Origin of the sequence: Acinetobacter sp. SA01 (genome assembly GCF_011319235.1) — a bacterium.
Lineage (GTDB): Bacteria > Pseudomonadota > Gammaproteobacteria > Pseudomonadales > Moraxellaceae > Acinetobacter.
This window is the reverse complement of the sequence record NZ_WXXM01000008.1, coordinates 21,417-47,908: the sequence shown is the minus strand read 5'-3', so window position 1 is coordinate 47,908 and position 26,492 is coordinate 21,417. Positions and strand designations below refer to the sequence as shown.

At 36.7% G+C, this 26,492-nt stretch carries 31 protein-coding genes and 1 pseudogene; 15 read left to right on the top strand and 17 right to left on the bottom strand.

Going from position 1 to position 26,492, the window contains the following annotated elements; all coding sequences use genetic code 11:
- Positions 1-14 precede the first annotated feature (14 nt).
- The 4 genes from tssK to GTU69_RS09165 are packed head-to-tail and all read left to right on the top strand — an operon-like array spanning position 15 to position 3,561.
- Complete coding sequence (gene tssK, locus GTU69_RS09180) at positions 15-1,379, top strand: type VI secretion system baseplate subunit TssK (RefSeq protein WP_166169941.1); 1,365 nt, start codon at positions 15-17, stop codon at positions 1,377-1,379.
- A gap of 11 nt (positions 1,380-1,390) precedes the next feature.
- On the top strand, positions 1,391-2,188 hold the full coding sequence (locus GTU69_RS09175) for a DotU family type IV/VI secretion system protein (protein WP_166169939.1): 798 nt from the start codon (positions 1,391-1,393) through the stop codon (positions 2,186-2,188).
- A 24-nt stretch (positions 2,189-2,212) separates the two neighbouring features.
- A complete protein-coding gene (locus GTU69_RS09170; RefSeq protein ID WP_166169937.1) occupies positions 2,213-2,599 on the top strand; it encodes a hypothetical protein in 387 nt (128 codons plus the stop codon).
- On the top strand, positions 2,596-3,561 hold the full coding sequence (locus GTU69_RS09165) for a M15 family metallopeptidase (protein ID WP_166169935.1): 966 nt from the start codon (positions 2,596-2,598) through the stop codon (positions 3,559-3,561). The genes GTU69_RS09170 and GTU69_RS09165 overlap by 4 nt, the downstream gene beginning before the upstream one ends.
- Positions 3,562-3,586: 25 nt before the next feature.
- Here GTU69_RS09165 and GTU69_RS09160 read toward each other — a convergent pair whose 3' ends face one another.
- The 4 genes from GTU69_RS09160 to GTU69_RS09145 form a co-directional block, all read right to left on the bottom strand.
- On the bottom strand, positions 3,587-4,351 hold the full coding sequence (locus tag GTU69_RS09160; protein ID WP_166169933.1) for an alpha/beta fold hydrolase: 765 nt from the start codon (positions 4,349-4,351) through the stop codon (positions 3,587-3,589).
- 691 nt (positions 4,352-5,042) lie between these two features.
- Positions 5,043-5,792 carry a zeta toxin gene (locus GTU69_RS09155; RefSeq protein ID WP_166169931.1) on the bottom strand — a complete coding sequence of 250 codons (750 nt, stop codon included), beginning with the start codon at positions 5,790-5,792 and terminating at the stop codon, positions 5,043-5,045.
- 4 nt (positions 5,793-5,796) lie between these two features.
- Positions 5,797-6,054 carry a hypothetical protein gene (locus GTU69_RS09150; RefSeq protein ID WP_166169930.1) on the bottom strand — a complete coding sequence of 86 codons (258 nt, stop codon included), beginning with the start codon at positions 6,052-6,054 and terminating at the stop codon, positions 5,797-5,799.
- Positions 6,055-6,200: 146 nt separating this feature from the next.
- Entirely contained in the window at positions 6,201-6,566 is a 366-nt protein-coding gene (locus tag GTU69_RS09145; RefSeq protein WP_166169928.1) for a hypothetical protein, read from the bottom strand.
- Between the two features lie 128 nt (positions 6,567-6,694).
- Between GTU69_RS09145 and umuD the strand changes: the two genes are divergently transcribed.
- A complete protein-coding gene (gene umuD / locus GTU69_RS09140) occupies positions 6,695-7,315 on the top strand; it encodes a translesion error-prone DNA polymerase V autoproteolytic subunit (RefSeq protein ID WP_166169927.1) in 621 nt (206 codons plus the stop codon).
- 125 nt (positions 7,316-7,440) lie between these two features.
- Here umuD and GTU69_RS09135 read toward each other — a convergent pair whose 3' ends face one another.
- Entirely contained in the window at positions 7,441-7,581 is a 141-nt protein-coding gene (locus tag GTU69_RS09135) for a hypothetical protein (RefSeq protein WP_166169875.1), read from the bottom strand.
- Positions 7,582-8,439: 858 nt separating this feature from the next.
- Between GTU69_RS09135 and GTU69_RS17175 the strand changes: the two genes are divergently transcribed.
- From GTU69_RS17175 to accC, 5 genes are all read left to right on the top strand, one after another.
- Positions 8,440-8,874 (top strand): hypothetical protein, encoded by a 435-nt coding sequence (locus GTU69_RS17175; RefSeq protein ID WP_240921616.1) that lies wholly within the window; start codon positions 8,440-8,442, stop codon positions 8,872-8,874.
- 121 nt (positions 8,875-8,995) lie between these two features.
- Complete coding sequence (locus GTU69_RS17170) at positions 8,996-9,175, top strand: DUF4113 domain-containing protein (protein WP_240921615.1); 180 nt, start codon at positions 8,996-8,998, stop codon at positions 9,173-9,175.
- A gap of 236 nt (positions 9,176-9,411) precedes the next feature.
- Complete coding sequence (gene aroQ / locus GTU69_RS09125) at positions 9,412-9,867, top strand: type II 3-dehydroquinate dehydratase (protein ID WP_166169925.1); 456 nt, start codon at positions 9,412-9,414, stop codon at positions 9,865-9,867.
- Between the two features lie 16 nt (positions 9,868-9,883).
- Positions 9,884-10,303 (top strand): acetyl-CoA carboxylase biotin carboxyl carrier protein, encoded by a 420-nt coding sequence (gene accB, locus GTU69_RS09120; protein ID WP_086197358.1) that lies wholly within the window; start codon positions 9,884-9,886, stop codon positions 10,301-10,303.
- Positions 10,304-10,320: 17 nt separating this feature from the next.
- Positions 10,321-11,685, top strand: coding sequence for an acetyl-CoA carboxylase biotin carboxylase subunit (accC, locus tag GTU69_RS09115; protein ID WP_166169924.1), 1,365 nt, complete (start codon positions 10,321-10,323; stop codon positions 11,683-11,685).
- A 93-nt stretch (positions 11,686-11,778) separates the two neighbouring features.
- On the opposite strand, the gene GTU69_RS09110 is transcribed toward accC, so the two are convergent.
- The 4 genes from GTU69_RS09110 to GTU69_RS09095 all read right to left on the bottom strand — a co-directional run bounded on the left by GTU69_RS09110 (position 11,779) and on the right by GTU69_RS09095 (position 15,746).
- A complete protein-coding gene (locus GTU69_RS09110; RefSeq protein ID WP_166169922.1) occupies positions 11,779-12,258 on the bottom strand; it encodes a hypothetical protein in 480 nt (159 codons plus the stop codon).
- 255 nt (positions 12,259-12,513) lie between these two features.
- Positions 12,514-13,671, bottom strand: coding sequence for an MFS transporter (locus GTU69_RS09105; protein ID WP_166169921.1), 1,158 nt, complete (start codon positions 13,669-13,671; stop codon positions 12,514-12,516).
- A 783-nt stretch (positions 13,672-14,454) separates the two neighbouring features.
- Entirely contained in the window at positions 14,455-14,649 is a 195-nt protein-coding gene (locus GTU69_RS09100) for a hypothetical protein (RefSeq protein ID WP_166169919.1), read from the bottom strand.
- An 863-nt stretch (positions 14,650-15,512) separates the two neighbouring features.
- Positions 15,513-15,746, bottom strand: a complete 234-nt coding sequence (locus tag GTU69_RS09095; protein WP_086197365.1) for a hypothetical protein — start codon at positions 15,744-15,746, stop codon at positions 15,513-15,515.
- A gap of 389 nt (positions 15,747-16,135) precedes the next feature.
- On the opposite strand from GTU69_RS09095, the gene GTU69_RS09090 reads away from it, so the two are divergent.
- Positions 16,136-16,576, top strand: coding sequence for an META domain-containing protein (locus tag GTU69_RS09090; RefSeq protein WP_166169918.1), 441 nt, complete (start codon positions 16,136-16,138; stop codon positions 16,574-16,576).
- 98 nt (positions 16,577-16,674) lie between these two features.
- Here the strand turns inward: GTU69_RS09090 and GTU69_RS09085 are convergent, their stop codons facing one another.
- The 3 genes from GTU69_RS09085 to GTU69_RS09080 form a co-directional block, all read right to left on the bottom strand.
- A complete protein-coding gene (locus GTU69_RS09085) occupies positions 16,675-16,839 on the bottom strand; it encodes a hypothetical protein (RefSeq protein WP_166169916.1) in 165 nt (54 codons plus the stop codon).
- Between the two features lie 510 nt (positions 16,840-17,349).
- Positions 17,350-17,475: a hypothetical protein gene (locus GTU69_RS17165; protein WP_240921614.1), complete on the bottom strand. Its 126-nt coding sequence runs from the start codon at positions 17,473-17,475 to the stop codon at positions 17,350-17,352.
- 133 nt (positions 17,476-17,608) lie between these two features.
- Positions 17,609-17,818: a hypothetical protein gene (locus tag GTU69_RS09080; RefSeq protein ID WP_166169915.1), complete on the bottom strand. Its 210-nt coding sequence runs from the start codon at positions 17,816-17,818 to the stop codon at positions 17,609-17,611.
- 250 nt (positions 17,819-18,068) lie between these two features.
- Between GTU69_RS09080 and GTU69_RS09075 the strand changes: the two are divergent.
- The 4 genes and pseudogenes from GTU69_RS09075 to GTU69_RS09060 all read left to right on the top strand — a co-directional run bounded on the left by GTU69_RS09075 (position 18,069) and on the right by GTU69_RS09060 (position 21,067).
- Positions 18,069-18,863, top strand: a pseudogene (locus GTU69_RS09075) (SDR family oxidoreductase).
- 167 nt (positions 18,864-19,030) lie between these two features.
- Positions 19,031-19,198, top strand: coding sequence for a hypothetical protein (locus GTU69_RS09070; RefSeq protein ID WP_086197367.1), 168 nt, complete (start codon positions 19,031-19,033; stop codon positions 19,196-19,198).
- Between the two features lie 681 nt (positions 19,199-19,879).
- On the top strand, positions 19,880-20,506 hold the full coding sequence (locus GTU69_RS09065; protein ID WP_166169913.1) for an SOS response-associated peptidase family protein: 627 nt from the start codon (positions 19,880-19,882) through the stop codon (positions 20,504-20,506).
- Between the two features lie 327 nt (positions 20,507-20,833).
- Entirely contained in the window at positions 20,834-21,067 is a 234-nt protein-coding gene (locus GTU69_RS09060) for a DUF2171 domain-containing protein (RefSeq protein WP_166169912.1), read from the top strand.
- A 207-nt stretch (positions 21,068-21,274) separates the two neighbouring features.
- Here GTU69_RS09060 and GTU69_RS09055 read toward each other — a convergent pair whose 3' ends face one another.
- The 5 genes from GTU69_RS09055 to GTU69_RS09035 form a co-directional block, all read right to left on the bottom strand.
- Complete coding sequence (locus GTU69_RS09055) at positions 21,275-21,487, bottom strand: hypothetical protein (protein WP_166169910.1); 213 nt, start codon at positions 21,485-21,487, stop codon at positions 21,275-21,277.
- Between the two features lie 14 nt (positions 21,488-21,501).
- Positions 21,502-21,723: a hypothetical protein gene (locus GTU69_RS09050; RefSeq protein WP_086197372.1), complete on the bottom strand. Its 222-nt coding sequence runs from the start codon at positions 21,721-21,723 to the stop codon at positions 21,502-21,504.
- Positions 21,724-21,796: 73 nt separating this feature from the next.
- Positions 21,797-21,937 carry a hypothetical protein gene (locus GTU69_RS09045; protein WP_166169909.1) on the bottom strand — a complete coding sequence of 47 codons (141 nt, stop codon included), beginning with the start codon at positions 21,935-21,937 and terminating at the stop codon, positions 21,797-21,799.
- A gap of 694 nt (positions 21,938-22,631) precedes the next feature.
- A complete protein-coding gene (gene katE / locus GTU69_RS09040) occupies positions 22,632-24,827 on the bottom strand; it encodes a catalase HPII (RefSeq protein ID WP_277343567.1) in 2,196 nt (731 codons plus the stop codon).
- Positions 24,827-26,242, bottom strand: a complete 1,416-nt coding sequence (locus GTU69_RS09035; RefSeq protein ID WP_166169906.1) for an iron-containing redox enzyme family protein — start codon at positions 26,240-26,242, stop codon at positions 24,827-24,829. Before GTU69_RS09035 ends, katE begins: the two co-directional genes overlap by 1 nt.
- Between the last annotated feature and the right edge of the window lie 250 nt (positions 26,243-26,492).

Here is a 26,492-nt window from a genome sequence, read left to right as displayed (position 1 = left end):
AACGGGTAAATTTAATGTTTAAAGCAGAAAAAATTCTTTGGGGCGAAGGCTTATTTTTACGTCCACAACATTTTCAATTGCAAGATGCCTATCATGAACAGCGTTTAAATCACACCATCCGATCAACCATTCCTTTTGCTTACGGAATTCAATCCATTAAATTTGATGAGGTGCAATTAAGTACGCATGTTCTGGCTTTAGAAAAAATAGAAATGCTTTGGCAAGATGGCGAAATTTATCAGGCACCGGCACATGACTTATTACCAGAGCCCATTCAACTGGATAACTTAACTTTACGCGGAGAAATAACGATCTATTTGGCCTTACCTATAATTCAGTCCAATAAGCGCAATGTCTCGTTTGCAGAAAGTAGCCAGCCTAGCCGTTATCACTCACACTTAACTGAAACACATGATTTATTTACCGATGCTACAGCCGCAGATATTACCTTGTTAAGACGCCGTGCAGAATTTAAATTACTTGAGTCTGGCATTGAACCCAATCATAACCTGGATGGATTTCTATATTTAGCCGTGGCAAAAGTTAAACGGCAAAGTTCGGGAAATTTTGAATTTAATTGCAAGTTTATTCCACCGATCTTGCATATTGATGCATCTGCCAGCCTGATGTCAGGTTTAAAACGTAGTCTGAATATCATTAAAGCGAAAATTAAGGCCATTCAAAGCAACAATCGTGAAAATGAGCAAAAACTCATAGAGTTCCGTTCCGGTGATATTGTTTCTTTCTGGTTAGTGAATGCCTTAAACACCGCATATGCCTCCTTGAATCATCTTTTACAATATCCGCATATTCATCCTGAACGATTATTTTTTGAATTACTGCGTTTAACCGGATCACTGCTGACTTTTTCTACCATCTATGAAGTGGATCAATTACCTCATTATAAACATCATCATTTACAAGAAAGCTTTTCACAGCTCGATGCCATTCTGCGCGATTTACTCGATACCATCATTTCAAATCGCTATATCAGCATTCCCTTAAAAGAAGTACGTCCTTCGTATTGGGTTGGAAGTCTGGAATCCGACAAAATTACCCGTGACACGAAACTTTATATTGCAGTTTCGAGTGGTTTGATGCAAAGCCATGAGCTGGTTCAGTTAGTCCCACTGCGTTTTAAAGTGGGTAATTCCGTAGATGTAGAACAACGTGTTGTAGCTGCCCTTCCCGTCATTCCTTTACATCATCTCATGCAAGTCCCTACAGCAATTCCAGTACGTTCTGGTGTCAGTTATTTTGAAGTTGAACCCAATAATGAATTATATCAACGTATGTTGGATGCTGAATCAATGTGTATTTATATCCCAGCCGGCTTTCAGGATATTTCAGTTGATGTTATTGCAGTGACTAATGGCTAAGGAAGCAGTATATGAATAATCAAATGCCTTTACTTTTTGAAAATGGTCAAATTGATTTGGGGTTAAACCAAACTGCAACTTCTAACGTCACAAGTGCAACAAATCTAGTTGATTTATTGCATGATGGTTTCTATGTGGTTTTTTTATTGAAGAATCAATTTATTCCAGTAAATCCAGATGAATTTAAGGAGAAAATTTTAGCCCTGTTAGATCGTTTTGAGAACCAGGCGCGAAAACTGCAATTTTCAGCAGCTGATATTCACGATGCAAAATATGCGTATTGTGCTTTGCTTGATGAAACCATTGTGACTCAACCAAATGCACAATTTTTTGATTTACAGAATCACTGGATGATTCGTCCTTTACAGTTAAGCCTTTTTGGCTCACAGCTTGCAGGCTATCGCTTTTTTGAAATTCTGGAGTCATTGCGGAGTCAAGGCAAAGAGCGATTAGTAACCCTAGAAGTCTTTCATTACTGCATGCTACTTGGCTTTCACGGTAAATTTAGAATTGAGTCCACACAAAGTTTGAATCATATGATGGCAAGAGTTGGAGATGAAATTGATTTTTTAAAAGGTAAAAAATCATCTTTTTCACCCTTTGCCGCGTTACCTGATCAAATTAAACATATCATTCATCGTGAATTACCATTTAGAGGAGTTTTAACCTTTTTAGCAGTTTTTGCTTTATTATCATTTTTATCTTTAAATTTGATGCTTTCAAATCAGAATAATAAGTCATTATCTATTTATAAGAACATTATCAGTCAGCCTGCTGAACAAGCCTATATTACGATTTATTTGCCATAAAAAAATTAAAAAAGAAAATAGAACATGACCACTTCAAAACCGACCTTTTTAAACATTTTAGATCAGCAGAAAATTCAGGAGCGTTCTGTATTTAGCAATATAGATTTGTTTAAGCAGGAGGTCTTAGCACATAAGCAAAATAAGCAGCAAATTTTGACAGGCTTAGAAATGCATGGCAGCCCACCTGACTTTAAAATAAATCAGCCTGTGCAAGAGGACAACCATCGAGTTAAGTTCCCTCAAACTCAAGATGTTGACTCTTTGTCATATACCGTACTTGTTAATCAGCAGCTAAGTGCTAAAGAAAGTCTGGTAAAAGACCGTGAATCGGATGAATTGGCTCAAGTTTCTATAAATATTTCTGAGATTAAAACACTTGCAATATCTTCAGAAAGTGCCGTATTTCCATGATTATTGCGATTTTTACGGGTTTTATTGTGCTGGCTGGCAGTCTGGCCTGGTTATTTTTTTATGATTTACGCTTTAAAGTACAAGACTTCTTTGGGGTTCTTATTCTGCAAAGTAAGAAACAATTATATTCTGCCAAGCAATTTGCTCAGCAGTTCAATGATGCTGCTGCACCTACACAACTCCAGTCGCATTGGCATTTACAACAATGGTGGATACTGGTTGCTGGATTTTCATTATTTGCCAGTATCTTAATTTTTGCTTTTACCCGCCCCGTAAGTCCGACTAAAATTGAAGCAGCTTATTTAAAAGAAGTAGATCCTCAAATTTATACCTTGCTCGATGGGCAAATGCTTTCACCTCCTCCTGAAGTAGAACAATCTTTAATTGAAGAAGCCATTATTTCCGCAAGTCATATTGAGGCTAGCCAGTCCAGTATTCAGACAAAAATATTTAGCACAAATATAGAATCTTCAGCTATCTCACATTTACATGGAGATGTCATATCTGCCGATCGTCGATGGCATAAAATGAATCCACGTTATAAACAGCGTTTATTAATGGTATTTAAAATCATGCAACAACGTTATGGTTATGAAATGGTTTTATTAGAGGGTTACCGTAGTCCAGAGCGCCAGAATGCCCTGGCTGGCAATAGTCATATTACTCGAGCCAAAGCTTTTCAAAGTTATCATCAGTTTGGTTTGGCTGCCGATGTTGCATTTAAGCGTAATGGTAAAGTGGTTATTTCAGAACGTGACCCCTGGGCAATGCGAGGTTACCAGTTATATGGAACCATTTCAGAATCGGTCGGTTTAACCTGGGGTGGCCGTTGGACCTCCATTCAAGATTATGGTCATAGCGAGTATCGAATGTCGGGGCTCAAAAAAACTGCTGCAATGGCTGAACAGTTAACGGCTGAGGGGCAACTATTGGCCGATTCTATCAATGAAGTTTTTGAATAACAGGGAACCTATTTGATATCTAAACTTAGTTTAGATATCGATTCATTTCATCCAGAACTGATTGCGTTTTTTCAGCATGCAGCCAATGTCCAGCATCATCAACAACCTGAATTTTAGCATGCGGAAATTGCTGTTTGATGGCACTGAAATGTTCATCCTTACTGATATAGGCAGATTTACCACCACGAATAAACAGTGCCTCTTTTTGCCAAGGCTGGATCATCTTCCAATCCAGGATTTCTGAGTAATGATTAAATAAAGCATCGACATTAAATAACCATTGGCCTCTATTAAAAGACTTCATTAAAAACTGGATCACCATTTCTTCATTTAAATATTCACGCATAATCTGGGTCGCCTGCTGCCGACTTTCAATCTGTGCATTTTTGACTGCAAACAAAGCTTTAAAAATTTGCTTATGATGGCTTTCCTGGTATGCAAATGGTGCCATATCCAAAACCACCAATTGTTCTAATCTCTGCCCTGCCTGATTTGCCAATTGCATGGCAATTTTTCCCCCCATAGAATGACCAATAGCAGAGAATTTTTGAATATTTAAACTATCTAATGTTTCTAGAATATCTGCTGCCATGACAGCATAATTCATTTCTGTTGCATGTGCTGAATGGCCATGATTACGGATGTCTATTTGAATGACTGAATGAGATTCATAGTATGCACGTGCCAGCATACCTAGATTACTTAAACTGCCAAAGAGGCCATGAATAAATACTAGCGTATTTTTTGCTGTAGCAGTTTCATTAATATGTATTTGGTGATTTAAAATCATGGAGTGCTTTCATTACTTTTTAGATGAAATTATTTTTGAGTAAATTAGCTATTTAATCAATTGTTAATTTCCTAAAATATTTTTTTTGCTTAGGCTATTTATGTAGGTATAGGCAAATTTTTAATGAATTGTTCTGTTTTAAGAGATGTTCAAAAGAGCATAAAACTGGAAGTTCTTAAGATGAAAAAATTAGGCTCAATGTCCTATTTTGAGCCTGTTTTTTTACTTTAGATTTAATTATTTAAAATAATTCAGAGGCAATTTTAAGCAGATAAAATCAGTTTAGGCATAAACAATGTTGCATCACGGCGGTTACGCATTTCAACAAAATCTGTTTTTGTTGTAGTTTCATTCAGGAGAATATTTCTTGTATAGCGTGATCTTCTTTTCTATCTTCGGGTCAATAATTGTGACAACATGATAAAGAAAAACCTGAATTTGATTATTCAACGTATAACACTTTTGAATGGAATTGAGTTAAGTAACTGCACTGCCCTTTTAGGAGAATCACAGAAGGATTGGTATGAAAATAAACTGCAAAAATTTATTCTTGCTTAGGCTATTTTGATAAATATAGTCGCTTTGGACGGCGCATAATAATCCAGCACATTGATAGATAATATCCATTCATGTGTTAAATCTTGTTTGATTTTTTCCGGGTTTTTAATCCCAGAGATCTTGATATAAAGAATTATTCGCTAAATTCTTTAAATACTTTTTCTGCAAACCACCACGGTAACTGTTGAACCTCAGGGTTCATTTTCAATGTTTCAGCCGCTTCAATCTCGGCAATAAAAGCGGCTTTTTCGCCATTAGAAGAATTATCAAACAAATAGGTACGATCACTGGCATCAATCGCCTGCATGAGTAAATCCATACTGCGATAATAACGTTCCACAATCTTTTGCTCCGGAACAGGATGTCCACCTACACTCACCCGGTATTTAACCCGGGCAATATTAATTCTAGGGTCAACCGTAGAAACATAGTATAAATAGGTTTTAAATCCCTGCAGCTGTGCTTGTTGTAGAAATTCAACTTTAGAGATATGAGACATTACCGTTTCAAAAGTAAAACTGATTTTTAAGCGCAAAAATTCCAGGCGAATATAGTCAATAATTCGTGCGCAAAGATAAGAATCTATTTCTGATGCCTGAAACTGGATATTCCAGTCATCAATTATAGTGGGTTCATGTTGCAGTAAAGCCAAAAGCTGACCGGATTGAGGACGCTTTTTCTGTTTAAGGAAAGCAATGAGGGATTGAGCTTTTAAGGCAGGATGATAGATCATTAAATCCAGTCGTTGACTCAAGCGAAGATTCTGTTCCAATTCATCGGCATTTAAATAAGCCCCAATATAATGGGGCAATAAATATTCTTTGACTGTGCTCTTTCCAGATCCATTCGGACCGGCAAACATTCTTATTCTTGGTTGAGGCATTCTATTATACAGCTGCCTCTTGTTTTCTCTTGCGTTTTAAAACTTTAGGAAGATGATTAACACTTATATAGCTTTGGTGCAGGTCTGCAATCACGGTTTCTTGTCCATTGGCTTCGTGTTGTAGTAATTGCTGATCTTTTACATAGACGACCGTTGCTACTGCACATGCTTTGTTAAATGCGTGACGGAAGGCATGTATGGCAAGTTTAGGAATCATGTCATCCTCATATTTGCCTGCTTTCATGATGGTATAAGCTGTCATGGAGCAACTCCCCTTACACAAGGTGTATTTGCTTATTATATTATTATATTAACATAGCCGCAATAATTGTCTATAAATACACCAACATAGAAATGTAACGCTTTGCAGTGAAGTTAATTAAAGCCACAGATTCCGTGGCTCATGCACTATTGGTCTTCTTTCCACACATCTTCATAGTCTTCACGATCAATCATAAAGCGGAAACCCTCAGCCAAAGCCAGGTATGGCAGCACTTCAGGTAAAATATCCTGTAACTCTCGAACTGTCATGGTCTGGAAAAAGTCTTCACCCTCTTCCAGTTCGCCCCCGTAAATAAACCAGCCAATATTTTCATCCGTTTCAGGCTTTTTACGAATCCCGACAATCGGTTCCTTATTTAAAGTTTGTACCGCAATAGCTACGACATCATCACCACTCACCTGGACATAAGCAGAATCGAACTCCTCACACAATAACTTTTGTTCTGCAATCAGCTCTTCTAAGGGTGAAAGTTGTTGGGATTTTTTTGACATTGCGCTTCTCTGGCAGATAAAAACCGAATAGCCCCAGTTTAACTTAGAACGATTTAACATGGCTAAACTTTTTATTTTCAATATTTTTTGCTAATCTTGAAAAGGTTACAAAATCAAAAAAGATGTAAATGAAACCACAAGATACAACAGAATCTACAATAAGCCCTCAATATAGTCACGGCGGAAAACGTAAAAATGCTGGCCGAAAAACCCAGTATCAGGAAAAAACTGTCGTCATGCGCGTACCCGAGTCTAAAGTATCTGAAATTAAGTCCTGGTTAAAACCCAAACCCGCAGATGACCGTAGTCAGAAGATTGAACTGCATTCAATACAGATTCAGACCCAACTCGATATTCCTTATCCGTTGGAATCAGTTGGGGCAGATTTTCCCTCTCCGGCTCAGGATTACACGGAAGACGTTATCGACTTAAATCAATATCTCGTACACAACGCCTCCAGTACCTTTGTATTACGAGTAAATTCGTTGTCAATGAAGAATGCTGGTATAGACATTGATGACCAGATTTTAGTTGACCGTAGCTTGAACGCAGAACATGGCGATATTGTTTTGGCTTTAATTAATAATGAGTTTACCGTTAAACGATTAATGATAGAAAAACAGAAAAATAGAGAAGTGAAAATCTGGTTAAAAGCAGAAAACCCAGAATATCCGGATATTTATTTGCGCAGTGAAGAACAATTGATGATCTGGGGTGTAGTGACCTGTATTTTAAAAAAATTGCGCTAATAAATTTAATGAGTTGATATATAGCCGGCACAGATCAAAATTTTACTTTTAACATACGCAGATAAGATAGATAAAAGCCCCAAGTAAACTTGAGGCTTATAATCAATCCTAAGCAAGTTTTAGGATTATTTTTGCTGTTGAGGGTTTTTTTGCTGCTGTTGGCGTTGATTGCCTTGGTTTTGCTGACGTTGATTGTCTTGTTGCTGCTGTTGCTGTTGATGCTTTTGATTTTCGCTTTGCGGATTCGATTGTTGTTGATTAGCCATTTTCATATTCATCCTTTCGATTGATTACTAGCCCTGATTGCTAGGGATATGCCGTATGTAATTACGACTCTTATTAATCTAGCGGATATTTCTGATTAACCAACCTACAAACTGTTTCGACTTAATTCATTGTAATGATCAGAAGATTAATTTACTGATTTTTAGTCTATCACTGAATCTCATCTTTACGCTATTAACGCTAATTACACTGAACCTTACATGCTGCTCAAGCTCTTTATCGAATGACCTCTTGATTATTCGGATTTTTAAAAATTGAAATTTATAAACGATTTTATTTTCCTCACCTTGAAAACGTTACAATTTCAAAATAAGAAAAATGACTAACCAACTCTGATATTAACTACTATGTAAGCTGTGAACGGAGATTTAATCCTCATTTAAATGGCCAACCTGTGGTTATACTTTCCAATAATGTACTTATATTTTTATAAAATTGAACAATAGACTTGGCCTGTTAGGAGTCAAAGTATTTTCCAGTAATTATGCTTTATACACAGATATGTCACGACGCTTTTTGGGATTCTGGAACAGCATTCCACTTGATGATTTAGAACCTCAACTAACCCTTAAATTGATGATTGTTTTATCCAGCACAGCAGTTATGTAAAATATTTTGATCTAGAACAATTCTAGAACAATATTGTCGAGTCTTAATCCAGCTCATTGAGCAATCACTGGGTTTACTATGCTGCATAGGAGTGGCATTACTAAGACCCAAGCCAAACAGGCCAGTTATTTTGTCAAAATAAGTCTTTGTTTTAAGACTCTATGCTATTTACCACATTTAGACTTATGCAGTTATGAAAGCCTGCTCGTAGAAACACTGGTCATCGAAATTTGGGTATTGGTCGTAAAAACGGCAAACAGTTTCAAGACTATAAATTTTATAGTTGCTATGACTTAACTTTTGCCAATAAATATCATCTCGGCAAACAATTTTCGGTGATGATTGCACGGACAATTCCTGAATTAAAAGGTCAATCATGTACTACATTCAATGATCCTGTAACACCAGCAAAAAGCATTCTTTCATCACGCAGTTTCGCTACAGTATTAACCAAAAAATCAATTATCAAACATGCAGTGATTTTTCATGTCAGCCGTGCTCATAAACGCTTAAACCGGCAGCAATTGTATAGCTGTGTCCATGGTTCACGCTATGAAAAGGTATCTGGCCCACCCTATAAAAATAGGCTGTCTTACGCGCTAAGTCTTGAATATGCAAGCGATGACTTGCTGGCTTTCATTAAAGCAAATAGATGTTTTATTTAAATAAATTATAAATATTTGAAAGTGGAAATGTGAAAGTCATTTTAGTGCATTATCTGTTAAACAGCACTATATTCATGGCTTAGGGCAACCTTTAGCATTGATTCAACAATGGGATAATTTAATGAACACCTTGTTGAAAATGCAACAACGCTATGGATCGGATTGTATACAGGTGGTCTATCATTCTGCCAATTCGGCCTGGCAGATGAAACAGCAGCACAACTCACCACGCGATACCATCTGCTGGAAGGAACTGCTGCCTATTCATGACTCTACCGTGACTGTTACACAAAATAAATGAACTGTTTTGGTCAATTTAGCTTACAATGTAAGAACTAGTAATAATTATAAAAAATGTCATTTTTTAACATTGCCAATTACCTGCAAAGTTCTCATTATATAGCTCAGTTTTGACACATAGCTTCCGTATCAATTTAAACAAATTATAATAGAAATACGGGATTATTTGCCATAATACGCAAACTTTGCTGACATCTTGCAAGGTATATTTGCAAACTTATAATTGGAGCAAGCTGAATGGGCTCAACCATTTTGGTTATTCATGGACCGAATCTAAATTTACTCGGTATGCGTGAACCTGAAGTTTATGGACACCTTACCCTAGACGATATAAATCAAAAGCTCATCGCTCAAGCTCAGAATGCATCTCTTTCCCTAGATACTTTTCAAAGCAATTGGGAAGGTGCAATTGTCGACCGAATTCATCAAGCACAAAAAGAAAGCGTTCAATTCATCATTATCAATCCTGCGGCGTTGACCCATACCTCTGTTGCAGTACGTGATGCGCTTCTTGGTGTTGCCATTCCGTTTATTGAAGTTCACTTGTCTAATGTACACGCACGTGAAGCATTCCGACATCATTCATATTTATCCGATAAAGCCGTTGGCGTGATTTGTGGTTTAGGTGCAAAAGGTTATAGCGCTGCACTGGAATTCGCCATCGATAAAATTCAACCTTCTAAGCAATCATAATTAGGAATACTGTCTCATGGATATCCGTAAAATCAAGAAACTCATCGACCTGATGATTGAATCTGACTTACAAGCGATCGAAGTTAAAGAGGGTGACCAATCCATCGCCCTCACCCGTCGCAATCCTGTGGTAGCAGCAGCTGTTCCTGCAATGCCTGTAGCTACTGCAGCTGCAGCACCTGCTGCAAAAACACCACGCGGTGCAGTTGAAACATCACCTATGGTTGGTGTGTTCTATGCAGCACCAAACCCGGGTGAAGCACCATTCGTGAAAGTGGGCCAAACCGTTTCTGCAGGTGAAACACTGGGTATTATTGAAGCCATGAAAATCATGAACCCGATTGAAGCAACTCAAAGTGGTGTGATTGAAGAAATTCTGGTGAAAAATGGCGAAGTGATTCAATTCGGTCAACCATTGTTCCGCTATCGCGCCTAAGACCACGGGGATTCACAATGTTGCAAAAAGTTTTAATTGCAAACCGGGGTGAAATTGCTTTACGCATCACCCGAGCTTGCAGAACTTTAGGAATTAAAACCGTAGGTATTTATTCCGATGCCGATAAAGACCTGATGCATTTACGCTTTTGTGATGAAGCGGTATGTATTGGTCCGGGTGCAAGTAGCGAAAGCTATTTAAACATCCCGGCAATTATTACTGCTGCTGAAATTACCGGTGCGGATGCCATTCACCCAGGTTATGGTTTCTTGTCTGAAAATGCCGAATTTGCAGAAATTGTTGAAAATTCTGGCTTTATCTTTATTGGTCCACGTCCGGAACACATCCGTCTGATGGGTAACAAGGTTTCTGCCATTATTGCCATGAAGAAAGCCGGTGTACCAACAGTACCAGGCTGTGACCATGCAGTGACTATTCACAATGCCCTTTCAGAAGCCAAAGAAATTGGTTTCCCGCTGATCGTTAAAGCTGCTTCTGGTGGTGGTGGTCGTGGTATGCGTATTGTTGAACGTGTCGATACCCTGCTTGAATCAGTTCAGGCCGCACAGCGTGATGCTGAAATGTGGTTCGGTGATGATACAGTTTATATGGAACGTTTCCTGCAAAAGCCGCGCCACGTCGAAGTTCAGGTTTTGGCAGATGGTAATGGCCATGCCATTCACTTGTATGATCGTGACTGTTCTTTACAGCGTCGCCATCAAAAAGTATTGGAAGAAGCACCTGCTCCAGGTTTACCAGAAGAAGCTCGCGCTGAAATTTTAGAAGCCTGTGTTAATGCATGTAAGCTTATGCAATACCGTGGTGCGGGTACATTCGAGTTCCTGTTTGAAGATGGTGAGTTCTTCTTCATTGAAATGAATACCCGTGTTCAGGTTGAACACCCTGTTACCGAAATGGTCACTGGTATTGATATTATTGAGCAACAATTGCGTATTGCTGGCGGACTTGGCCTTGAAATTCAACAAGATCAAGTGGAAGTACGCGGTCATGCCATTGAATGCCGTATCAATGCGGAAGATCCAACCACATTCCTTCCATCTCCGGGCAAAATTGAAAATTATTATGCTCCAGGTGGTGCTGGTATCCGTATGGATTCGCATATTTACCCAGGCTACAGCATTCCGCCTTATTATGACTCAATGATTGCAAAACTCATTGCCCATGGTAAAGATCGTGATACGACTATTGCACGTATGAAACAGGCATTAGAAGAAACGATCCTGACCGGAGTGAAAACCAACATTCCTTTACATAGAGATTTGATTCTGGAAGATGAAAACTTCTGTAAAGAAGCGATGGATATTCACTATCTGGAAAAACACTTATTGAAAAAGCTGGAAGCTTATCAAGAAGCGTCTTAAATAAACCGATATAAAAAAACCGCTCTTTATGAGCGGTTTTTTTATCTGTATTTTATCTGTATAACGATATATTTATAAAATCATGAACAATCATTAAGGCAAAACACGGCGCAAGGTGGCAAAACACTGTTCAGCTTTCTCGTTACTGCAAAAATTTATTGTTGATGCGTTTTTCCACTGCACGAAATATTGGGAAATCTCGCCAGTCTGGTCTTCTTGCAGACCTGAACAATCCTTTTCATTATTGTCATACTTTACTTGTAAAACCAGTGCAGATAATAAGGAACGTTCCTCTTGAGCTGGTTGAAAATCATAAATTCCAGATGACCACTCCTGGCCACTTTTAATAATGACATTGTTATTCGATTTAAAATTATAATATTCAATGCATTTATTATTGTTGGCAACTTGCATCCCCCATAAGCCAACAATTTCTGGACGAGTCACAATACGAATGGTATTCGAATTTTCAGCTCGATCATTTTCTTCTGTTGCGACTACAGTTTGATTGTCATTTGCCATCGCAACAGATGAGCACAATGTAAGTAAAATTGTAAAATATGTTTTTTTCATACATCAATTCAGTGCTAAAAATCCTTTGTTATAACTTAGCATATTTTTATGAAAAACCAGTATTTATCACCATATTACAACAATATAATTTTAGGTTGAATTTGCACAAAAAATTGGTCTATCAAGCCGAAAGAATCAATAGTTTTATCACAACACTGAAACAAGAATTTTTCGTACTGATGCAGCTGTATAATAAAGACCACACAGCGGCAATCTTGGCCATAAATGTAAAATACTGACTTTTTTTAAAAATTTTTAGCCATGTTGAATATATTTCGGTAGCCAGCGCACAAATAGCAAACCCACAACTGTTGAAAGCCCGGCAAGAACAAAAACCATTTCTCCTGAGATGACTTGCCAATATCTTCCAGCCAGAATACTTCCTAAAGCGACACCTAAGCCCCACATGGTACTGTACATGGCCTGACCGCGGCCTTGCTGACCTGCGGAAAAGTTTTGAAAGATAATGCGCATGGCAATCATATGAAACAGGCCAAAACTAAAGGCATGAATGCTTTGGGCTAAAAACTGTGCCACCAAGAGATGAGGCAATAGTCCAACAACAATCCACCGTACACCGGTCAGGACCAGACAGCAACTAACTAGACTGCGCCACGAAAACCGGGTCAAGAAAATATGGGCAAAAGCAAACATGATAATTTCTGCAACCACCCCGACGGACCACAACAAGCCAATTTCAGTCGTCGAAAAACCGGCTTGATGCAAGTAATTACTATAGAAACTATAAAATGGCGCATGGGAAAATAACAAAACAAATTCAATAGCAAAAAAAGCAGCCACTACAGGCCGTTTTAATATCGGCAATAACGGTTCTAATTGTTGTTGTGATTGTGGGGCTGTGCTGGGTTCTTTAATGCTAAAAGACCAAAGAAAAGCCAAAAATGCGATACATAGCAACATCAGCGGGAGCATGGAAATAGCGACAATTTCAAGTAAGGCACCAATACCAAAAACGCCTACAATAAAACCCACCGAGCCCCATTTTCTGATTTTCCCATACAGCTGATTGCGTTTATCTCCCAACCAGAACAATGTGACCCCTTCAAACTGTGCTAAGATGGCATTCTGAAAAAAACTAAAAATCAGCATAAGCAGTGCAACAGACTGAAAGGTATTTGGGATCAAAAAAATCATGAACCAGATACAGGATTCCATCCATGTAGCTATACGGACCAACAGCATTCTTTTGCCCGATTTATCGGCAATCCATCCCCAAATGAACGGCGCGAAAAAGCGGGTAATGATTGCGATTGAAGATAACAATCCAATCTCTTGATAATTAAAGCCTTGAGCTTCCAGATACAAATTCCAAAAAGGCATGAACGTACCAACGATGGAATAGTAGAAGAAGTAGAATCCTGACAGTTTGTACTGGATTGGCAAGCTTAGCATTTAGTTGCATTCCATTGTATTTTCAATAACTTAAAACATTTAATAGTTGCATCACATTGCATGGTTTTGCCACTAATTGCACTTCAATAGTCTACAAAAATTAAAATAAATATTTTTTCATTTTTTGTAGACTCCTATTAAGTAGCCCTAACCTTACTGATTTTAGAGTAAAAATTTATAAAATGGATATAAATATATTTTATAGAGGCTTTCTTTATTGAGCTGTTTGTTTTAAAAAATATTCAATTGACATAAAAAATCTAGAGAGAATTAGGCTGAACTGTTTGGGATAGTTTTTTTTGATGGTGAGTATGGGTATGGAAGTGAGTTTGTAGTGCTATTCCTGGCATACTTTCTTCCATCCACCTTGGTTAAACATGACCTTTTCACATTGAGACCCAGTACCATACGCTTTTTTTTGCTACGGCGACCAATGAAGCCCAAGCAAATGAATATCAAATTTCGCCACAGTGAAATCATGCCCGCCATTCAAATATTCAGTCATCTGAATAGGAATTGATAAGAAACACGGCTTTTTGCATTTCCTCACCTCAATACTTATCATGTTGCCAATAGTTATTAAAAAATTAAGAACCACAATGCTTTATATCCTTGGGATTCTGTTTCTGCTCTTTATTGCTTATCACTACAGACTTGATCAAGCATCTGGAATTGGTGGATTTCTTTTATACATAGTCATTTTATTAATCGTAATCTGCATCAGAGCTGCATGGCATGTTCTAACCTAACATTGAACAACTTAGACTCTGATACTTAGACAGCTCAGCGGTGTTTTGGAATATCTTCAACAACTATAAACTCTGCAGCATAACGAGTCCGAAGCGCCTCAGTAATCTCATTAAACATTTGCTGATACTCTTCAGTAATATAAGCAGCTTTCTTTATTTGCTCAGTAGAATCAGCAACCATTAACAATAACTTTCGGTTTTCTTCCTTTAATTCTTCATTCTCTTGCATCACCATTGCCAAGAATAGCTGTAATTCATCTTTAGTTTATGCACTCATAACACCAGCTCGGTATTTTTTCCAAAGAATAGTAAATGAATGTGACAAATAAAAATCACACCTTTCGATGAGCTCTTAAATTTAATTCTTTGGCTTTTTATTCATTTAAGAAACTTTAACAAATTATCGTATTTATCACGTGACATTAAATTACAAACAACTAGACCTGAATATTGTCCCATTAGCTATGGATGTATCATTAGGATATTTTAATTATGGTGAAACAGGATTTATTTAATTCGATCTAAATATCGACCATATGTGATCCATTTACACTTTTCACATTGCCACTCACTACGAGCATTTAAGTGATTAATCTGATCACCATGAATAGTTCGAATCAGTTTGTAATCATGCTTGCAAAAAATAGATTTAATAATTTTCTTAATCATATCCCACCATTTTTTTAACTGAATTCCCTAAACACCACTCACAACCTATGTCCACACAGTACCAGTATGAAGTGGAATTAAAGTAAGGTATACAGCTTTTCCCTATACAAAAAAAAGCCCACTCATGGAAAGACGATGTGGGCTTATAAACTAAGGACCTTGGGAGGTCATTCAGAAACTACAGCAGTTTCTGATGGTTATTTTGTACACTATTCAAATATTTTTCAGTGGCAAAACATACCAAAAAATAAAATAATGATAATTAAATCACATTATTAATAAGTCTTAATTAATGATTTATACAATATGAAAAAAGCCTGCTTAATGTGAGGTATCTAAGCGGACGACTAGCATAAAGACTTGCTTTTTTCAGGAAATAAAAAGCCCATATTTCTATAGGCCTATTTTCTCTAAAATTATGAGCTATACATATTTTAACTCAAACTGGTACTCATCTTGGGTAACCTTAATTTTATGCTTTTTATATTTACGTTTGTTCGGATTTATAGCTGAATTCATCACCTCATCATGAAATGATGTATCCCCCATTAAGCAAACATAAGCTTTATATCCTAGCAAGATTTTCTCAACTTTCTTGCCTTTTTTGGCAGCTGCTTCAAGCAATTCATCTAGTTTTTTTAGTTCTATATCAGACATCTGTATTTACCCTCTGTTTGGAGGATACATTCTGACATACTAAAATTTCAAACTGAATCACCTATAAAATGAATTGATCGAAATTTTATCAAAAAGAAAAAAATCTACCTTTCTATGAGCTTCTTTATCAATCCAGTCCATGACTTACATTTAGACCATGTATAACATAACGTTAATATGTCCATGATCAAGATCAATTGCACTGAAATAAAATAATCATGATAAGAAAAAAATTGATGCTGCCCATTTGACATAACCCATGTTTATTTTTCGATCGATTTATGTGGATTATTCGTTAATAATCAAATGAATTGAGAAAATTTTTATAAAATTATTATGTGTTATTTGCCTCACAATTTCCTTTAAGGTAAATCAATGGGAGAAAGCAAATGTTAAATAAAATGATGATAGCAAGTAGCATCGCTGCCTCTGTGGTGTTAGTCGGCTGTATACCCTCAATGCTTAACTCTTCTACGGAAAAAAATTTAGCAAAATTGCAAAACAAAAATTGGGTGATGACCGAAATTAATCAGGTAAGTTATAAAGCCTCACCTACTTTATCTGCAGTTCCAATACTTAGCTTTGGTCATAGCCACCTCAGCGGTAGTGATGGCTGTAACCAATTTATGGGCGGTTATGCAGTAAAAGGCACCCAGATTAAATTTTCCAATTTAGTCACTACCAAAAAAGCCTGTTTAAATCCTACCGATTTACCGCAAAAATTTTCCCAAGCCTTAAGCCAAGTGGCCAGCTATGATGCAACCGATAGTGAATTAAAGTTATTCGATAACAATCATCGCATGGTACTTAAATTTAACAATCTTAAATAGAACATAGAGATCATTAGCCCTCATAAGAGGGCTTTTATGGATTAATCATATCACCTGACTCATTCAAAACGCATTTAATTTAAATACAAAACAACATGTTATTTATGTTGTTTTTTCGGATTATTTTGTTGATTAGGTTGTTGCTGTACATTGGATTGTTGATTTTGCTGATGACCTTGTTGATTCTCTTGTTGCTGCTTGTGTTTATCACGATCATGCTCTTGATTATGTTGGCTCATTTGTAGGGATTGTTGATTAGCCATTTTAATTTCCTTCCTCTATCTATTTAGAATCTATACATGAGTTAATCTACTATTTAATATTTTTTATCCAATCTTAACTTTGTATCAATTTCATTCAATGTAATTTTGATGCATCTATATGATTGATCCGCAATAAAGCCTTTTTATCACTCTTAACATTTTTATTATGTGACCCTTTTATCTGAGACCAAACCCATCCCCTTCAAATAAAATTGAAGCAGAATAAGCCCTTCGGAAATGTCGTTATAGTTTTATTTAAGCGATAAAATGGCTTAGTCATTTTTACCACATTTGCGACATTCCTGGACGTACCCATGCTTATGATCCCAATTGAACTCATAAACATGAATACAAAACAGTTTACGAAATGTATTAAGCATATTTTTCACCTCACCTACCGGCTTAGGAAAAGTATTTCTACTTAATAATATGGGTATAAACAGCATCACTTTCAAACAGTAAGATAAAAAACTCAGACCAAAATAATAAAATAATTTAGCAATTTTGATTTTACTGATCTTTATCCATGGAATGAGGAGTGGTGGTTTTATCTTGCTGCGAAGTATCACTATCCTGTTTTTGACATGCACTTAGGCCCAGCATCATCAGTAATCCTACAAATGCGAGTTTTTTCATGGTCGATCCTTAAATCTTTTAAAAATTAAGAATAGAAGAGATACTCACTTACCCGGTTCAGTTTTTGCAGCATAAATATAAAAACAGCTTATTTATTCAATTTTTTATTTACAGCTTTTATAAACCATAAAATTCAGGTCACAATTTTCCATAAGACAGAATTTTCTGCTGTTTCAATGAAACCTATCACCTCATCATTTTTATTGAACTTAGGAATAAACTGATGATTATCCATATCATAATAACCAGCGTGATCTTGCGCCTGAGCCAGAGTGACTTCATCGCCTAAAACCTTGTTAATCATTCGCTCTTCGCCTGAATTAGGGTTTCTAATTTTGATCATAATGATTTATCTTCATTTATATTTTGATCTCTATCATAAGAAATTAGAGCTTAAGCTGTGAATTAATTTGTTAGTTTGAATGTAAACTGGTTTAAATTTTTAGTTAATAAAACTGAACAAATAAAAAGAAATATATAAATGAATCGTTGATAACTTTTTTATACATTATATTATTTAATGTTTGCATCACTAAATTTATTTTTTAAAGCTTCTAATATGTTTTAAGCAGTTAAAAAAATAGTGAAGCAAAATGAATAAATATCCCAAAAGCCCATCCATTGAAGTCCAAGCCCATCAACCGGGTATTCAATCTCAAATGCATCCACAACCCGAAGTCATCAAACCCAACTATCAGGGAAGCAATAAATTAAAAGACAAGATTGCCTTGATCACCTGTGGTGATAAGATGAAGATGCCGAAAAAACCAGGAAAATGGTGGAAAAAGAAGGCCGCCGCTGCCTAGCGTTGAAATGCGATTTGCAACATCACGATGGAACAGGCAAGCTAGTTGAAAGAACCCTTCAAAAATTCCAAGCCATCAATATTTTAATCAACAATGCCGGCGTTCAGTACCCGCAAAAATACATTACCGATATCAATACCGAGTAACTTTTTTAAAACCTTTGAAATCAATATCCTGTTCATATTTTATCTAACCCAAATGGTGATTCCCTATATGAAATCAGGTGATTCAATTATCAATACCAGCAGTATCGCCAGTTATCATGGCCATGATCTACTCATCGATTATGCAAGTACCAAAGGCGCGATCACCTCATTCACCCGAAGTTTATCAACAAATTTATTGAAAAATAAGACCGGGATTAGAGTCAATGCAGTCGCTCCTAGTTCGATCTGGACACCATTAATATCAAGCAGTTTTGATGAAGAACAGTTAAAAGATTTTGGCAAGACAACGCCTATGAGACGCATGGGACAACCCAGTGAAGTAGCTCCTACATACCTGTTTCTTGCATCGGATGAAGCAAGTTATATATCCAGACAAGTCATTCATGTCAATGGGGGCACTATTATTAATGGTTAGCCCTTTAAAATCATCGGTTGAAATTTAATTTAAACATTTAACCCACTGTAAAAATAATTTGAATCATGATGAATCAAATCCCCTATCAAACATTGACATATTATTACCCATCATTAATTTTTCTTTGCTTAAATGAATAAAGCAGTAAATCTAGAGAGGAACTCATCATGCCTAGAGGCGATAAATCATCTTATACAGAGAAGCAGAAACGGCAAGCCAAACATATTGAGGAAAGTGAAAAAGAGCGTGGGCTTTCCGAGGAAGATGCGGAACGGATTGCTTGGGCTACCGTCAATAAGCAGGATGGTGGTGGCAAGAAAAAAAGACACCATTGAAGATTATTCTGTCTACAATTCTATAAAGCTCTTTCATCAGGGCTTTATTTGATTGATCTGCCTATAACCCAGCTATTTTACCGCTTATCGGATGGTGTAATTACAAAAACACTCTAACAGCATGATTATTATTAGCTTATAAAATATATGCTGACATTATTCACAATTTTTAAAGGTTCAAATGAATCAACACCGTTAAAATCTTAGTTTACCCGTCACAGGGGTGAATACTGATGACACTCTATTGCATAAAAAAGAATCAAAGCTTTCTCGCTTATCGAGATCAATTTGATGACTGCCATAATTGGCAAATATCTGAGCTGGATTTAGCCTTAGCCAGCCCATGGTACTGGACGACCGATAAAAATGTAGCCAAAATTTTTATAACCCAAACTGAAGCAGAAGTTTTTCTAACTACCCATTACGGAGAGTCTTTTATCCTGGAGGAAATAAACTTGTATAGATATGAATATGATTAACTTAATTTAACTCAAATCTATTACCAGCCCGACAATTTTATTTAGTGAGCTGGGTCTGCCTTACAAGACAGCCCAGCAGCTAAAATCGCCATCAACTGCTTATTATTGGTTTGAGTACGAATAGTGCTAAATTTGTAAGATTCATGATGCCAGCCCACTTTTTTTGCTGTAATGAGAGTCAATAAAAAATAGAGACTAATCTATGTGCGCAAATTTTGAAGCAATTAAAAGAAATAGAGCATTTCTTCTCGGTCTTTCCGAACCACAGTTTGAATATCCTGATCATATTTATCCCTTATATGATGCCCCGATTTTAATCCATGGTGCAGACCAGCCAGAATGGGACCTTGCCAAGTTTGGTCTGATTCCTTCTTGGGCAAAAGAATTAAAATATGGTCGTCACACCTATAATGCCAGAACTGAAACCGTGTCTAATAAGCCCAGTTTTCGCCACGCCTGGCATAAAAATCAGTTTGCCCTGGTACCTGTCGAAGCCATTTATGAACCCAAATATATAGATGGCAAACCGCACTGGTACGCCATTTTTCGAAAAGATGAACTCCCTTTTACCCTTGCCGCCATTTATGAAAATGCAGTAATTGAAAATAAGCAAGTTCGCTCCATGAGCCTGCTAACCATCAATGCTGACCATCATCCTTTTATGCGGCAATTTCACACGCCAAAAGATGAAAAGCGTTCGGTCATTGTTATTCCTGAAAATGCGAGAATGGATTGGTTAAATTGCAAATATGATGAAGCAAACCAGTTCTTCTTCGAAATGCAGGATGAATATCTTACTGTTCCAAAAAATCGTGCAGCAACGACATGACGTTAATATCCACTATTTATCTGTCACTCATCCTTGCAGTCATTTTAAATACTAATTGAAAATGATAAAAATCCAAGCTATTCGATTTAATTTTTTCTTGATCGTCATTTCTATAAACTTAAAATTATAAAGAACATAGATTATTAAATATTAAATTGAGCTACACATTTTAATTAGACGCAAAATTTACTTTCTAAAGTATGATATTTATATACTAAGGTAAATTTGCTTAAAGATTTGTTCCCTTTTGCATATATAGGGCGCGCAATATCGGAGAATGTCTTAAATTAGAGGATACAAAATAAGCACTATCAGGAGAGCTATGAAATGGCTATGATCAATGCAAATGACATTAGCAAACATGCAGAGGTAATTGCTTCAGATGGTCAAACAGTAGGAACAGTAGATCATCTTCAAGGTACAGATCAAATTAAGTTAACAAGAAATGAAGAAGGTAGTCATCATCTTATTCCACTGTCATGGGTAAGTGAAATTAAAGAAAATCAAGTAATGCTTAATGTAGATGCTGAAGAAGTCAAAAATCATTGGGTTGCTGCTTAAGTACATCACAACAATATAAGCCCTTTATTCACTATGGAGGGCTTATTTAAATTTGAAATGACTAAAATTATTTGAGCTGAATAATTCCATTTCAAATATATTAAAACTTTTTATTTTAATGATCTTTTTTTTAATAGCTTCATGTTTATTAAATTATTTTCTTTATATTTAAAATCATTATTTATACAACATACGCATCTGTTTATTTTATTTAAAATTTTCTTTACACACCCAAACTTCACCTTCTATACGAACCCTATCTGGCCCAATCAAGTCTAATCTATGACCATAATAATTGGTCAGATTTAGAAAGTTTCCATTTTTGTCGTAATTCGCCCATACGCCTCGCTGAATGTCCGGGCTATCAAGTTTATAAAATGTAACGAGTTTCTGTGGATATGTGGTTACTGTATTATTCATTTTACCTGACCTTGTTAATTAGCAAAATAAGGTACATCCTCTTCAATAAAGAATACCTCTCCCGTAGAGTTCAAAATCCATTGATTAGTGCCCATAATCTTTGTTAATTGTTCTTGTGATGAGTCATATACATTGAGCAAATGATTTTCTTCATCATATTCACCGGTATAAATTACGGTGGGTGTTGTATCAAAATCCTCATTCATTTTATGGGCTTTTACAGGTCTGATATTCATACTTAACTCCTGTCCTGCTTAAAGGGGCTTTCCCCCTTCAAACTTCCTACTGACCACCCTATTAAATCCTGCTTTATTTTTCATTTTGAGACTGTTTCCCAGACTCTTTTTGCTGATTATGTTTATGGTCTTGCTGTGGCAAATGATGTGGCTGTTTAATCGGTTGATTCCTTTGATTCATATCTGTTTGATTTTGAGGTTGAGACTTAGACATAACACTATTCCTTATGCTATTTTTATTACCATTACTTAATGACAATCAATAGCCTAATTATTAATGACAATATTAAGCATATACTCAAGTTAACCGAATAAAAACCATCATGATGTATCAAAATATAATATTGAAATAAAAATATAACTGTAGAACTAAATATTCTTGCTAAAACAACATTAAACACAGCAAATAAATAAATTATTAATAGAATTTTTTAAATAAAAAAATAATGATAATTCTTATACATATATTAATTATGATAATTTATCATCATCTTAAAATAATACTTATTTCACAAAATTTAAAATAACATGAATACATAAATAATACATATAAATAAATCTCCCATATTTATCAAATGGCTCCAAAGTAAAGCTTATGATTTTTAATACAATAGACTTCTTCATAATTCTTGATAGCTTCTTTATTTTTATCTCATAGACAGAAGTAAAAAAGACTTATGAAAGAAGTCTAATATATTAAAAGTCAGTCTTCTGATTCAACTCATCAATAAGCTATCGAAATTTAAATCGAACGATAATTTAAGTGCTTAGCCTCAAATCGTATGTGCAACTCAACAATAGCCACACCAACTTGCAAGTGCATTTTAGAAAATTAACATTATTCATTCGAAAAACACCCATCATGAAGATGGGTGTTTTATGAGAAATAGTCGCGAAAATATCGCAATTTAAGCTGGAACAGCGTTGGCAATCGCTTCGCGTGACCAGACCCGATGATAACGAATCAGGGTTTTAAACCGTTCCTGTACAGAGCCGAAATCATCTGTACTTAGCGTTCCATCATCATGGGGCAATTTAAGCTCATGCAAAAGTTCTTGCTTATCTCCTAACAATACAATCGGCTTTAGGTGCTTGTAGGCTTCCAAAAGATAATGTTTTGTCACGCCATCTTTTAACACTTGCTGGTAATTACCACCATCCACAATCACCACAGCATCATAAGCAATCGAAGGCTCTGCTTTTTGCATACCATCCGATGCAACTGCAGACTGCTGTTGATTCATCACAGGACCCGGCGTTGGCGTCAATATATGAGCAACTGCTTTTTCAGCCATAGCCCATTGCTGAATCGCATCGATATTCGCTTGGCTCACTCCATCATGTACCAGCACGGCTATTTTTTTAGCTTTGATATCGTCAGGAACAAATGCCGTCATGGAAAGACGTGCCGATTTTTCTACCGATGAAGCTTTGGCCGGATTTTGCGCTGCAGTGACTTCAATGCCTAAGTTTTTACCCACCTGTTGTGCCAGATCCAGATCTATATTGGCCAACACGTCCTGTACTTCACGTTGGCGGATATGCGGGCGTTGTACCTTACTCAATTCGAAAGTATAGGCATCTACTACGTGCTTCTGTTCATGCGGTGCCAAGCTCTGGTAATACAGTCGAGCCTGCGAGAAATGGTCTGAAAAAGACTCACTGCGCTGGCGGATTTTTTTACCATCAATTCTTTCCTGATAACTCTCAAAACCGCCATCATGTGCAGCGGGTGGTGTTTCGACTGGCCAGTTGTTATCAATCGAATTCGGTTGATAAGAGGCCTGACCGCGATGAATAAAAGTTTGATGCATGGCATCGCGCTGGTTGTTATGAAAAGGACAAACCGGTTTATTAATGGGTAACTGATGAAAGTTTGGGCCACCCAAGCGGCTCAACTGAGTGTCGGTATAAGAAAATAAACGTGCCTGTAACAGAGGATCATTGGTGAAATCTATACCCGGTACAATATGGGCTGGGCAAAATGCCACCTGTTCAATTTCTGCAAAAAAATTATCAACATTCCGATTAAGCACAAACTTGCCAATTGGCGTGACCGGAACCAATTCCTCAGGAATGATTTTTGTCGGATCGAGTAAATCGAAATCAAACTTCATTTCATCTTCTTCAGCGACAATCTGAATACCAAGCTCCCACTCCGGATAATTCCCCGACTCAATCGCTTCATATAAATCCCGACGGTGAAAATCCGGATCTTTACCTGACAGCTTTTGCGCTTCATCCCAAACCAGCTGGCTCAACCCTTGTTTCGGTGTCCAGTGAAATTTGACAAATATGGCTTTGCCGTCGGCATTGATCATACGGAAAGTATGGACGCCAAAACCTTGAATCGAGCGCAAATTACGGGGAATGGCTCGATCCGACATTGCCCACATCACGGTATGAGCAGACTCCGGTACCAGGGAGACAAAATCCCAGAAAGTATCATGGGCTGATCCTCCGGTTGGTATTTCCGTATGTGGTTCAGGCTTTACGGCATGTACAAAATCCGGAAACTTAATGCCATCCTGCACAAAGAAAACCGGAACATTATTGCCGACCAAATCGTAATTGCCTTCCTGAGTGTAAAACTTGATGGCAAAACCGCGAATATCTCGTACGGTATCGGCAGAACCGCGGGGTCCTTGTACCGTAGAAAAACGCACAAAAATGGGCGTCTGTATGCTGGAGTCTGTCAAAAAGCCCGCTTTGGTATATTGTTCATTGCCCGGATAAGCCTGGAAATATCCATGTGCCCCTACACCACGTGCATGCACAATCCGCTCAGGAATGCGCTCATGATCAAAATGGGTGATTTTTTCCCTTAGGATAAAATCTTCCAGTAAGGTCGAACCTCTTACACCTGCCTTTAAACTGTTTTGATTATCTGCGATTTTTACGCCTTGATTGGTGGTCAGTGCATGATCTGTAGCATCACTGCGTGAAGCATCTAACTGCTGTGTTTTTGCACTTTCATTTTTTTTGTCTAAAGTACAAGTGCCTGCTACTTCACTTTGCTTGGCTTTATGATTCATCTTGCGCCTCTTTTCTATTGTATAAACATGGGTTCGATAACGTGAATGCGTGGATGTTATGGCTGACATCAATTGGTGAATTTCTGATTGCTTAAAAAGGGAAATAGGAAGTCAACCAAACGTTGGGTACACCAGAGTCCTGTTTCACGATGATGGGCATGAGGAGCTAAATAAGGCAGCAGTTTATTGATTTTCATAGCAAGGTTGCCAGTTTCATAAATCTGATGCTGAATATCTTCAAGCTCCCCATCGGATAAAAAACTGAACATATAATTATTTTTATCTTTATGTTCCAATTGGATTCTTCGAGCGTTCAAATTGGCATCTTGAGCAGATTCACCTGCAATCCAGTCATAAATGATCTGCTTTTCAGTAGCAGTAAATACGCCAAACATTTTCCCTTCTTCCTGATTAATCAGCTTCCAGAAGCAGCTTTCTTCAGGATCGCAACCCAGCTTGATCCATTTTTTATCAATGAGTACATCAACAAACTCTTCTACTGAGTCTGGTGATGCAAGCCACGAATTAATCGTTTTGTTATTAAACTTGCATTTTTCATTATGAATGACATTACCGATCAAGGCTTTTCGTTTTAAAATTTTAATTACCAAGGCGTCTAAATGGAGATTTTTAATAATTTTCCTGGAGGACAAGCCTTTATCATTCAAAGCGAAGCCAATCTTCATTTTCTCTATAAAAGACTTTTTATCATTGAATTTACTATATATTTTTTCAAAAGCTTTAATGGATAAATGGGCATGACCATTATCAATATTGTCGATGGTGATATGCAGATTGAAATATTTTGAATCTATTCCTAATTCTTGTAGCTCATAGTTGGTGATCAGCAGATGTAACGGAAGTTGCTCATAGGCCAGATTAAAACCGATGATTTCCGGAATGAACTCGGGGGGTGCATAAGCCAGCGCGAGTTGAATGGCAGGTTGATGATAATATTCATCTTCCAGATCCAGTACAAAATGTTCCAACCCCAAATTTAAGATAAGATCATCAAATAGGCATACATGATTAGATGTGGCGAGTCCCAAACCGAGTTCTTCCAGATAAATCTGGATTAAGTCTCTAAAAACCGGATCATTCCAGTAATGGACAATACTAAACAACCATGAACCGTCTACCCGCTTTACCGGCGCAACCTTAATCAGAAATTCGAATGCCTGACCCACATTTTTAAAATATTCTCGCCCTGCCCCCCTATTTCTTTTTTCTAAATAAGCCTGATATTCAGCACATTGAAACTTATTATTTTCTAGAATCCAGTCCTGGATTTTACTGATATCAGGGGGAAAATCGATGGAGTTATAAGTTAAGCTTTGGATTTCTTTTTTTAAAAAATATGAAGCTTTTCTTTCCTTTTCTTGAATAGAAACCTCACCATTGAGAAAAAAAGTAACCAAATCAAAATAATTTTGATGATTTTTATCAACCAATTCTAGTAATTTCTTTTTTACTGCTACTGGCATTTTTTATTCTCCAAGCGGTAATTAGCATATAAACTTAATTCACTTGGGTTTAATGAAAAAAGCCTATAATTGTTATTATTCGTTTAATTTATGTTGAATCAAAAAATAATCAGGTTTTATATATCAAATATTTAAAACATTCATGCTCCTGAAAAATGATAAACCAGTCACCTTTTAAAAAATATTTTATTGTTTATATTTTATTTATTTTTTAGAATATGGAGAGAAAATTAAAATAAAGCGAAAAAAA